Source organism: Noviherbaspirillum denitrificans (assembly GCF_002211445.1).
Lineage (GTDB): Bacteria > Pseudomonadota > Gammaproteobacteria > Burkholderiales > Burkholderiaceae_D > Noviherbaspirillum > Noviherbaspirillum denitrificans.
The window spans coordinates 1,793,890-1,804,139 of the sequence record NZ_LSTO01000001.1 but is presented as its reverse complement, the minus strand read 5'-3'; the positions used below and the strand labels follow the sequence as shown (position 1 = coordinate 1,804,139).

Below are 10,250 nucleotides of genomic sequence, written 5' to 3'. Positions count from 1 at the left end.
GCTGGTGCGGCGCATGTCACGGCGTCCGCCGGCGGCGGCCGCCGCCATGCTCATGGCCAGCACCCGCTCGCGGTCGACGACGACATGCGGCCCCGGTTCAGACCAGCGCGGCCGGAAGGTTTCGAGCGGCAGGTGCGGCAGGTGCACGCCTATCCATGTGCGCATGGGCGGGAGAAATTGTCGGAGTGGAAAACGCCGGCGCGGCAGGCATGCCGTCGAGCCGGAGGAAAAGGGGCGCCTCATGCCGCGGGCCGCGCCGCTTGGCGATCGCGATATCGATGCCGCCCGGCGCGGGGCGCAATGCCAGTCGCAGCGGCGAGGGCGACGCATCCTGCGCGCAGGCGAGGGGACGTATCATCCAGAACAGGATGTCGGTCCCCTGCGCGGCCAGGTGCAGGCGCCGCAGTGATTCGGCGCGCATCTGCTGTTGCCAGAAAAGCAGGGCGCCGCAACTGCCGTTACGCAAGACCTGCTCGGCGCTCCACAATGCATCCTTGCTGCGCGTGGTCCTGATCCACAGGAGCCGATCCGCAGGCAGCCCCCATCCGGTCCAGGCAGCGACTTGCGGAAGATGGGGCGGCTGGAGCAGGGCGATGCGGCGCTTGCGGGCGATGGTTTCCAGCGCGGGGCGCAGCAGGCGTATTTCACCGATGCCGCTTTGCTGCAGGAGCAATTCGACCAGCACGGCACCCGGCCAGCCGCCATCGGGCAATTCACGATCGAGCGCGGGATGGCCGGTGGACATGGCGGCCGCGTGGTACGACCCCATCTGGTCGGCGCGCCAGACCGACTGCGGCAGCGGGGAAACTAATGCGGACATCCGGACCTCTTGATTCTTCTTGCGGGCAAAATGTTGCCCCTCAATACTGTATAAATATACAGTAAACTCCGAACGCCAATTAGTCAAATTCGTTATGTAATTGATCTGGCTATATGTTGCTTTAAGGAATTTTTGAATCAAGAAGGCCGGAAGCGGGCGGAAGGGGGAGGCCGCATTGTCAATATGAATGCGGCGGGATGGGGGATGCAGGAATTGAAAAAGACTCGCTGCTCAAGCGGCAACGGCTAGCGGCTGGACTTCTCTTTCGATGGTATCAGCGAGTTCGCGCTCCGCAATTTTCAAGTCATAGGCTTGCTGGAGGTTCAGCCAGGATTGTGCGTCGCCTCCGAAAAAGCGCGCCAGGCGCAGGGCAGTATCGGGAGTGATGCTGCGGCGCTCATGGACAATCTCGCTGATACGCGTTGCTGGTACGCGCAATGCCACGGCCAGTGCATGAGCACTGATGTTCAGCGGCCCCAGATACTCTTCCCGAAGGATTTCGCCCGGGTGAACAGGGCGCATGCCGTTCTTAACCATGTCGTGCTCCATGCATTTTTAGTGGTAGTCGACGATCTCCACATTGATCGGACCGTTATCGGTCCAGATGAAGCAGATTCGCCATTGGTTATTGATCCTGATGCTGTGTTGTCCTTCGCGGTCTCCGGCAAGTTGCTCCAGGCGATTGCCGGGCGGAGACCGAAGAAAACCCAAGGTGGCAGCACTGTCCAGCAATTGAAGTTTTCGTTGTACAACAGAAAGAATGTTCACAAATCTTGCAATCCTTTGCCCTTCAAATATGGCTCGGGTATCAGGACACCGAAAACTGAGGATCATGATGCAGTAGCAGAATATAACGTGTAGAGTTTAACGTCAAACGTTAAGGTGATGGATGCATCATGGATGAAACTAATGCAGACATCCGGACCTCTTAATTCTTCTTGAAGGCAAGATATTACCCTTGAATACTGTATTAATGTACAGTATCTCTCCAACGCCAATCCGTTTCATGCAACCCCGCATCACTTCCATCGGCCTGCTGGTCAAGTCCGACCCCGCCGAACTCTTTACTTATCCCGATCACATCGACCGCGGCAGCCTCGATGCCTTGCCGTCGAAACCGGGCATCTACATCTTTCGCGATGCGCAGGAGCGGCCGCTCTACATCGGCAAGAGCGTCAACATCCGTTCGCGCGTGCTGTCGCACCTGCGCACGCCGGAAGAAGCGCGCATGCTGCAGGCCAGCAGCCATGTCGAATTCCGCCGCACGGCCGGCGAGATCGGCGCCTTGCTGCTGGAGTCACGCCTGATCAAGGAGATGCAGCCGCTGCACAACAAGAAACTGCGCCGCACGCGCGAAATGTGCACGTTGCGTCTCGGGCCGGATGTAAATGCGGTGCCCGAAATCGTGTATGCGCGCGACCACGATTTCGCGATCACGGACGGCCTCTACGGCCTGTTTGCCACACGCAAGGCGGCGCTGGAGCGGCTGCGCATGATCGTGGACGAGGAGCGCCTGTGTCCGGCCCTGTGCGGGCTCGAGACTGCAATGCGCGGACGCGCCTGCTTCGCACGGCAGATCGCGCGCTGCCTGGGCGCGTGCATCGGCGAGGAGGCGATCGAAGACCACTACCTCAGGCTGCGCGCTGCCCTTGAGGAAATGCGCATCGTCGTCTGGCCTTATCCCGGGCCGATGGGCATCGTGGAAGAGTGCGACGGGTGGAAGCAGACGCATGTGATCGACCGCTGGTTCTACATTGGATCGATCGACCACGTGAAAGGCGCGAAGCCTGTCAGGCAGCCGGCGCGCCGGACTTTCGATGTCGATACCTACAAGATCCTGGTCAGGCCGATGCTGCGCGGGGAACTGAGGCTTGAACCGGTGAAGCTCGCGCGAAGCGTCCGTAGTAATACGTAAAACCCATACGATAGACAGGGTTTTCCATGAAGCCTTGATTACGAATAAGTTGCATTCAGGAAACCCGGTGCTACACTCCGCGCGCTTTTGGTCCGTTGCATCAGATTCGCGTGTTTCAAACGCTGCATTTTGTAGGTGGCCATCCAAGCCGGAACACCCACTCCGCGGAGTTTGATGGCCAGCGTGACTAGTCGCGTCCTGCTTTCTGCCTTCCTGCTCCAATTCGTTCCGATCCCGAACATTTGGAGAAACGTATGGAAAACAAGAAAGGCTGCGCCCCCGTCACCATCACGAGGCGGCAGTTCTTCAAGGTGTCGACGGCGGGCCTGAGCGCCTCCGGCCTCGCACTCGCCGGCATGGCGCCGACCGCCGCGCAGGCTGAAGTCCGCGAATACAAGCTCACCCGCGCGAAAGAAATCCGCAATACCTGCACCTATTGCTCCGTCGGTTGCGGCCTGCTCATGTACAGCATGGGCAGCGGCGCGAAGAACGCCAAGGCGGAAATCATCCATATCGAAGGCGATCCGGACCATCCGGTCAATCGCGGCGCATTGTGCCCGAAGGGCGCCGGCGTGCTCGATTTCATCCACAGCCCCAAGCGCCTGAAGTACCCGGAAGTGCGCGAAGCCGGCAGCAACGAGTGGAAACGCATCAGCTGGCATGAAGCGATCGACCGCATCGCGAAGCACATGAAGGCCGACCGCGACGCCAACGTCGTCGAAAAGAACGCCGACGGCGTGCCGGTCAACCGCTGGCTGTCGACCGCGATGCTCACCGCGTCGGCCGCGTCCAACGAGACCGGCATCCTCACCCAGAAATTCCTCCGTTCGCTCGGCATCATCGCTACCGACGCGCAGGCACGCGTCTGCCACGGCCCGACCGTGTCGGCGCTGGCGGCGACCTTCGGCCGCGGTGCGATGACCAACAGCTGGGTCGACATCAAGAACGCCGACTTCATCCTGGTCATGGGCGGCAATGCCGCCGAAGCGCACCCGGTCGGATTCCGCTGGGCGATCGAAGCGAAGAAGCAGCGCGGCGCCAAGCTGGTCGTGGTCGATCCTCGCTTCAACCGTACTGCCGCCGTCGCCGACCATTACATGCCGATCCGTGCCGGTTCCGACATCGTCTTCCTCGGCGGCGTGATCAACTGGCTGCTGGCCAACGACAAGATCCAGTGGGATTACGTCAAGGCCTATACGAATGCAGCGGCGATCGTCGGCGAGGGCTACAGCTTCGACGAAGGCCTGTTCTCCGGCTATGACGCGGAGAAGGGCAAGTACGATCGCGCGAGCTGGAACTACGAGCTCGACGCCAACGGCCAGGTCAAGACCGATCCGACGCTGCAGAATCCGCGCTGCGTCTGGAACCTGATGAAGGCGCACTACGCACGCTACACACCGGACGTCGTCACCGATCTCACCGGCACGCCGAAGGAAGACTTCCTGAAGGTGTGCGAACTGCTCGGCGAAACCGCCGTGCCGGGCAAGGTCGGCACCATCCTCTACGCACTCGGCTGGACCCAGCACACCGTGGGGGCGCAGAACATCCGCACCATGGCGATGATCCAGCTCATGCTGGGCAACATCGGCATGCCGGGCGGCGGCGTGAACGCGCTGCGCGGCCACTCCAACATCCAGGGCCTGTCCGACGTCGGCCTGCTGTCGACCGCGCTGCCGGGCTACCTCACGCTGCCGAACGAAAAGCAGCACCCGACCTTCGCCGAGTACATCGCGAAGACCACGCCCAAGGCGCTGCGCGACAACCAGTTCAACTACTGGTCGAACACGCCGAAGTTCTTCGTCAGCCTGATGAAATGGTTCTGGGGCGACAAGGCCACCAAGGAGAACAACTGGGGCTATGACTGGCTGCCCAAGTGGGACAAGCTGTACGACATCCTGCAGGTCGTGGAAATGATGAACCAGGGCCAGGTCAACGGCTTCATCGTGCAGGGATTCAACCCGCTGGCGTCCTTCCCGGATGCGAACAAGGTCGTCGAGTCGTTCTCCAAGCTGAAGTACATGGTCATCATCGATCCGCTGGCGACCGAGACCTCGACCTTCTGGCAGAACCAGGGCGAATCCAACAACGTCGATCCGTCGAAGATCGCGACCGAAGTATTCCGCCTGCCTTCGACCTGCTTCGCCGAGGAAGACGGCGCGATCGTCAACTCCGCGCGCTGGCTGCAATGGCACTGGAAGGGCGCCGACGCGCCGGGAGAAGCCAAGGCCGACCAGGAAATCCTGGGCGAACTGTTCGTCGCGTTGCGCGAGCTGTATCGCAAGGAAGGCGGCAAGGCGGCCGAGCCTATCCTCAACGTGGCATGGAACTACCGCGACCCGACCTCGCCGTCGGCGGAAGAACTGGCGAAGGAAATGAACGGCCGCGCATTGGCCGACATTCCTGATCCCAAGGACCCGACCAAGTTCCTCGCGAAGAAGGGCGAGCAGCTGCCCGGCTTCGCCGTGCTGCAGGACGACGGCTCGACCAGCTGCGCATGCTGGATCTTCTCCGGATCGTGGACGCAGACCGGCAACCAGATGGCGCGCCGCGACAACACCGACGTCGGCCTCGGCAATACGCCGGGCTGGGCGTGGTCGTGGCCGGCCAACCGCCGCATCCTGTACAACCGCGCCTCCTGCACGCCGGAAGGCAAGCCGTGGGATCCGAAGCGCAAGCTGATTGCGTGGAACGGCGAGCGCTGGGCCGGCATCGACGTGCCGGACTTCAAGGCCGACTCCGCGCCGGCCGACGGCATGGGCCCGTTCATCATGAATCCGGAAGGCATCGGTCGCCTGTTCTGCGTGGACAAGCTGGTCGACGGCCCGTTCCCCGAGCACTACGAGCCGATGGAAACGCCGCTGGGCACCAACCCGCTGCATCCGAAGGTTGTCAACAGCCCGGCCGTGCGCATCTTCAAGGGCGACAAGGCACGCCTCGGCACGCCGGATGAGTTCCCGTTCGTGGGCACCACCTACCGCCTGACCGAGCACTTCCAGTTCTGGACCAAGTCCGTGAAGCTGAATGCGATTGCGCAGCCGGAACAGTTCGTCGAGATCAGCGAGACGCTGGCCAAGGAAAAGAACATCGCCCAGGGCGACATGGTCAAGGTCAGCTCCAAGCGCGGCTACATCAAGGCCAAGGCCGTGGTGACCAAGCGCATCAAGGCGCTGGCGGTCAACGGCAAGACGGTCCACCAGATCGGCATTCCACTGCACTGGGGCTGGGAAACCGTGGCCAAGAAGGGTTTCCTGACCAACGTGCTGCCGCCGGCCGTGGGCGACTGCAATACGCAGACGCCGGAGTACAAGGCCTTCCTGGTCAATATCCAAAAAATCTGAGGTAGTTGAACATGCCATTGCAATCACTCGACATCAAGCAACGCTCGGCGACCACCACGCCGCAGCCGGGCGTGCGCCAGACCACGGAAATCGCCAAGCTCATCGACGTCTCGACCTGCATCGGCTGCAAGGGCTGCCAGGTCGCCTGCTCCGAATGGAACGACATCCGCGCCGACGTCGGCACCTGCGTCGGCGTCTACGACAATCCGACCGACCGCTCGGACAAGGCATGGACCGTCATCCGCTTCGCCGAAGTGGAACAGAAGGGCAAGCTCGAATGGCTGATCCGCAAGGACGGTTGCATGCACTGCACCGACCCGGGATGCCTCAAGGCCTGCCCGTCGCCCGGCGCCATCATCCAGTACAAGAACGGCATCGTCGATTTCCACCAGGAGAACTGCATCGGTTGCGGCTATTGCGTGACCGGCTGCCCGTTCGACGTGCCGCGCATCTCGAAGGATGACGGCAAGGCCTACAAGTGCACGATGTGTTCCGACCGCGTCGCAGTGGGACAGGAACCTGCCTGCGCGAAGACCTGCCCGACCGGCGCCATCCAGTTCGGCTCGAAGGAAGACATGAAGGAAGTGGCCGCCCAGCGCATCGCCGACCTCAAGTCGCGCGGCTACGACAAGGCCGGCCTCTACGATCCGCAAGGTGTCGGCGGCACGCATGTCATGTACGTGCTGCACCATGCCGACAAGCCGGAACTGTACGGACTGCCTGCCGACCCGTCGGTCAGCCCGATGGTCTCGATGTGGAAGGGCGTCTCCAAGCCGTTCGCCACGCTGGCACTCGCCGGCATTGCACTGGGCAGCCTGTTCCATTACGTGACCAAGGCGCCGAACGAGATCTCGAAGGAGATCGAGGATGAGATCGAACGCGAAGACAAGGAGGAAGCCAAATGATCCGCGATCCGAAAGACTTGCCGCGCTACAAGGCATCCGAGCGGGCCAACCACTGGACGGTGGGCATCTGCTTCATCCTGCTCGCGCTGTCGGGTCTGGCTTTCTTCCACCCGGCGTTCTTCCCGCTGACCCAGCTGTTCGGCAGCCCGGTATGGGCGCGCATCCTGCATCCGTACGTCGGCGTGCTGATGGCGCTGTCCTTCCTGGTGATCTTCCTGCGCTTCAAGCACCTGAACAAGATCACGCAGGCGGACAAGGAGTGGCTGGCCAAGGCGAAGAACATGGTGGACGGCAACGACCACGACATGCCGGAACAGGGCAAGTACAACGGCGGCCAGAAAGTCATGTTCTGGGCGCTTGCCCTGTGCATGCTGCTGATGACGGCATCGGGACTGCTGATCTGGCGCGCATGGTTCGGCTTCGACGTGAACCTCGTCCGCCTCGGCGCCGTGGTGCATGCGGCGGTCGGCGCGATGATGATCGGTTTCATCATGGTCCACGTGTACGCCGCCATCTGGGTCAAGGGTACGGTGCGCGCGATGTGGTACGGCACGGTGACCCGTGCCTGGGCCAAGCAGCATCACCGAGACTGGTATCGCCAGATGACAGGCAAGTAAGTATTTTTTGCAGGAGTGTTGCATGACGCCCCTTGAACTGTACGCCGACGATTTCCCCCTGCCGCCCACTGCATCCACGCGGCAGGTGGTGCGATTCCGCGACGGCGTACCGATGTCCATTCCCGATGTCGTGATCGAGGAAGCGCCGGTTGCGCTCGTCTATAACGGCATTTCCCACGCCGTCATGCTTGCTTCGCCGGCTGACCTCGAGGACTTCGCGCTCGGGTTCAGTCTGAGCGAAGGCATCGTGGCGCACCCCGGCGAAATCTACGACATCGAAATCAAGGCGCATTGCTCCGGCGTGTCGGTGGAACTGGAAATCGCCACCGAACGCTTCCTCGCACTGAAGGAGCGCCGCCGCAATCTCGCCGGCCGCACCGGTTGCGGGCTGTGCGGTATCGACAGCCTGGATGCCCTGGACGCCATGAAGCAGGCGCGCGTGCTTGCTGCTCCGCCGCTGCGCATTGCGGCCATCCAAGAGGCGCTGCGCACATTGCCTGGACACCAACCATTGCGCGGCAGCACGGGCGCCGCGCATGGCGCCGCATGGGCAAGCATGGACGGCCGCATCCTGCAGGTGCGTGAAGACGTGGGCCGCCACAATGCGCTGGACAAGCTCATCGGCTGTCTCGCCGCCAAGCGCATCGATGCGGCACAAGGCTTTGCACTCATCACCAGCCGCGCTTCCTATGAAATGGTGCAGAAGGCTGTCAACACCGGCATCCATTCGCTCGTTGCCATCTCGGCGCCGACCGGCATGGCTGTCAGGCTTGCGGAGGAGTCAGGCCTTCTCCTTGCCGGATTCGCCAACGGCAGCCGCTTTGTCGCCTATACTCACCACAGGCGCCTGCAATACGGCTCGCAGTCCGGCATGGACCTGCGCGAGGCTGCGGTGCTGGCCACGTCAGACGAATAGACCCGATGCAATCTTCCACACAAATTCCCGCCGGCGCGTCGAACCTGATCGCGCCGCGCGATGACCTTTTCTCCCGCCGCAGCGCACGTCTCGAACAGCTTGCCGCAGGGCAGGCAGATGCCGCCTGGCTGTCCACACTCGCCAGCCTTGCCCGGCACCAGCAGATCGCGTTCAGCGCATTGGCGAACGCGCCGGCGGAGTCGGAGCTGAAGCTGATCTGGCAATCGACTTACCGCACCCTGTTTGCCGCAATGACCGGTTCTCCGCTCGTGCCGGATGGCGCCCAGCCGCTCGACGGAAAAGCGCTGGACGAGGCCGGCGAGAAATGTCTGAAATTGGCCCATGGCGAAATCGTCGCCGACGCACGCGACAGCCAGGATTACCTGGTTGCCGCAGCGATGCAGGTTGCATGGAGTGCCGCCGAGAGTTCCCCTGCCGCGCTGGAGCGCGTGCAGACCGTCGCGCACAAGCATTGCCCGGAATGCGGCTGCGAACCGGTGGGCAGCATTGTCCTGGCGGGTGCGGGCAAGGCAGGACTGCGTTACCTCGAATGCTGCCTGTGCGCGACGCGCTGGCATGCCGTGCGTGCCCACTGCACCTTGTGCGACGAGGGCAGTGTGGTCAGCTATCTCGGTCTGGAAGGCGGGAACCCGGCGGTCCAGGCGGAGTGCTGCGACCACTGCCACGGCTACGTTAAAACCTGTTTCCAGGAAAAGGATCCGGATGTCGATCCGGTGGCCGATGACCTGGCTTCACTCATGCTGGACGTGCTGGTCGGGCAGGAGGGGTATAGCCGGGCAAGTCCCAACCTGTTCCTGGCCGGTGTCGAGCCGGCATCGCACAAGGCCTGAAGCGCGATGGAAAACCGGATGGTGCAAGAAGATGCCGCAGCCCCGGCCATAGCGGCCTTTGTCTATCGCCGCCATGAGGAGGCATCCCCATTGCTGGCGGAAGTCGTGCGGCAGCTTCGTTTGCGCGGCGTGGCGCTCGCTGGCGCCATCCAGCATAACGAGGGGCAGGGAAAGATGTTGCTCGAACTGCTGCCGCTCGAGCGGCGCATGACGATTTCCCAACCGCTGGCCGTGGCCGGCACTTGCAAGCTGGATACGTATGCACTGGCCGATGCCGCCGCATTGGTCCGCCAGGCAATCGATGCCGGACCGCAGCTGGCAATCATCAACAAATTCGGCGCCCAGGAAGCTGCGGGCGCCGGACTGTGCGCGGAAATGGCTGCCGCTGTCCTGTCCGGGATACCGCTGCTGACGGCGGTCAGTGAAACTGTCCTTTCACAATGGACGGCGTTTACGGGCGGCTGCGATGTGCGCCTTGCACACGCGCCCGAAGCGGCGCTCGCATGGTGGGACGGCCTTCAGCGCTGAAACGCTTCGCGGGCTTACGGAAAAAAAGCAGTACAACCGGCGTTCAGCCGATCGTACTGCGCCACCCCACGTTACCTGGCTGAGATTACTTCGCCCCGGATCCCGGCGTCGTCGTGCTGCTGCTACTGCTGCTCGGGCTGCTTGGCGACGACATGCTGCTGCTCGAACTGCCGGTGGTGTCGCTCGAGCTGCCGGTAGAGCCGCTGCTGGAGCCGCTTGTGCCGCCGGCGCTGCTGCCGGTCCCACTGCTTGTGCCACCACTTGTGCCACCGGTGGTTGATCCCGGTGTACTCGGCGTGCTGGCGGTGCTGCCCGTCGTGCCGCCGGTGGTGGTGTCGGAGCCGCTCGCGCTACCCGTGG

Annotated in this window: 11 protein-coding genes; 8 read left to right on the top strand and 3 right to left on the bottom strand. The window is 62.6% G+C overall.

The features are described from left to right. Positions 1-97 precede the first annotated feature (97 nt). From imuA to AYR66_RS08945, 3 genes are all read right to left on the bottom strand, one after another. Entirely contained in the window at positions 98-820 is a 723-nt protein-coding gene (gene imuA, locus AYR66_RS08955) for a translesion DNA synthesis-associated protein ImuA (RefSeq protein ID WP_088709700.1), read from the bottom strand. Positions 821-1,051: 231 nt separating this feature from the next. After that, complete coding sequence (locus AYR66_RS08950) at positions 1,052-1,357, bottom strand: HigA family addiction module antitoxin (protein WP_088709699.1); 306 nt, start codon at positions 1,355-1,357, stop codon at positions 1,052-1,054. Between the two features lie 18 nt (positions 1,358-1,375). Then, positions 1,376-1,654, bottom strand: a complete 279-nt coding sequence (locus AYR66_RS08945) for a type II toxin-antitoxin system RelE/ParE family toxin (protein WP_088707215.1) — start codon at positions 1,652-1,654, stop codon at positions 1,376-1,378. A gap of 172 nt (positions 1,655-1,826) precedes the next feature. Between AYR66_RS08945 and AYR66_RS08940 the strand changes: the two genes are divergently transcribed. The 8 genes from AYR66_RS08940 to AYR66_RS29495 all read left to right on the top strand — a co-directional run. Next, positions 1,827-2,735: an endonuclease gene (locus tag AYR66_RS08940; protein ID WP_088707214.1), complete on the top strand. Its 909-nt coding sequence runs from the start codon at positions 1,827-1,829 to the stop codon at positions 2,733-2,735. 254 nt (positions 2,736-2,989) lie between these two features. Continuing rightward, on the top strand, positions 2,990-6,073 hold the full coding sequence (gene fdnG, locus AYR66_RS08935) for a formate dehydrogenase-N subunit alpha (RefSeq protein ID WP_088707213.1): 3,084 nt from the start codon (positions 2,990-2,992) through the stop codon (positions 6,071-6,073). An 11-nt stretch (positions 6,074-6,084) separates the two neighbouring features. Continuing rightward, the gene (fdxH, locus tag AYR66_RS08930; protein WP_088707212.1) at positions 6,085-6,978 is read left to right on the top strand and encodes a formate dehydrogenase subunit beta; all 894 of its coding nucleotides are present in this window, start codon (positions 6,085-6,087) and stop codon (positions 6,976-6,978) included. Then, the gene (locus tag AYR66_RS08925) at positions 6,975-7,595 is read left to right on the top strand and encodes a formate dehydrogenase subunit gamma (protein ID WP_088707211.1); all 621 of its coding nucleotides are present in this window, start codon (positions 6,975-6,977) and stop codon (positions 7,593-7,595) included. The genes fdxH and AYR66_RS08925 overlap by 4 nt, the downstream gene beginning before the upstream one ends. A gap of 22 nt (positions 7,596-7,617) precedes the next feature. Next, the gene (gene fdhD, locus AYR66_RS08920) at positions 7,618-8,511 is read left to right on the top strand and encodes a formate dehydrogenase accessory sulfurtransferase FdhD (RefSeq protein ID WP_088707210.1); all 894 of its coding nucleotides are present in this window, start codon (positions 7,618-7,620) and stop codon (positions 8,509-8,511) included. Positions 8,512-8,516: 5 nt separating this feature from the next. Continuing rightward, positions 8,517-9,362, top strand: coding sequence for a formate dehydrogenase accessory protein FdhE domain-containing protein (fdhE, locus tag AYR66_RS08915; RefSeq protein WP_088707209.1), 846 nt, complete (start codon positions 8,517-8,519; stop codon positions 9,360-9,362). 18 nt (positions 9,363-9,380) lie between these two features. Beyond that, positions 9,381-9,890 carry a DUF2478 domain-containing protein gene (locus tag AYR66_RS08910; protein WP_170942097.1) on the top strand — a complete coding sequence of 170 codons (510 nt, stop codon included), beginning with the start codon at positions 9,381-9,383 and terminating at the stop codon, positions 9,888-9,890. A 113-nt stretch (positions 9,891-10,003) separates the two neighbouring features. Beyond that, a partial coding sequence (locus AYR66_RS29495) for a hypothetical protein (protein WP_206047112.1) occupies positions 10,004-10,250 on the top strand: 247 nt, incomplete at its 3' end.

Excerpts from the sequence above, each read along its gene's own strand:
- imuA (WP_088709700.1), bottom strand. The coding sequence starts at position 820 with ATGTCCGCATTAGTTTCCCCGCTGCCGCAGTCGGTCTGGCGCGCCGAC.
- AYR66_RS08950 (WP_088709699.1), bottom strand. The coding sequence starts at position 1,357 with ATGGTTAAGAACGGCATGCGCCCTGTTCACCCGGGCGAAATCCTTCGG.
- AYR66_RS08945 (WP_088707215.1), bottom strand. The coding sequence starts at position 1,654 with ATGATCCTCAGTTTTCGGTGTCCTGATACCCGAGCCATATTTGAAGGG.
- AYR66_RS08940 (WP_088707214.1), top strand. The coding sequence starts at position 1,827 with ATGCAACCCCGCATCACTTCCATCGGCCTGCTGGTCAAGTCCGACCCC.
- fdnG (WP_088707213.1), top strand. The coding sequence starts at position 2,990 with ATGGAAAACAAGAAAGGCTGCGCCCCCGTCACCATCACGAGGCGGCAG.
- fdxH (WP_088707212.1), top strand. The coding sequence starts at position 6,085 with ATGCCATTGCAATCACTCGACATCAAGCAACGCTCGGCGACCACCACG.
- AYR66_RS08925 (WP_088707211.1), top strand. The coding sequence starts at position 6,975 with ATGATCCGCGATCCGAAAGACTTGCCGCGCTACAAGGCATCCGAGCGG.
- fdhD (WP_088707210.1), top strand. The coding sequence starts at position 7,618 with ATGACGCCCCTTGAACTGTACGCCGACGATTTCCCCCTGCCGCCCACT.
- fdhE (WP_088707209.1), top strand. The coding sequence starts at position 8,517 with ATGCAATCTTCCACACAAATTCCCGCCGGCGCGTCGAACCTGATCGCG.
- AYR66_RS08910 (WP_170942097.1), top strand. The coding sequence starts at position 9,381 with ATGGTGCAAGAAGATGCCGCAGCCCCGGCCATAGCGGCCTTTGTCTAT.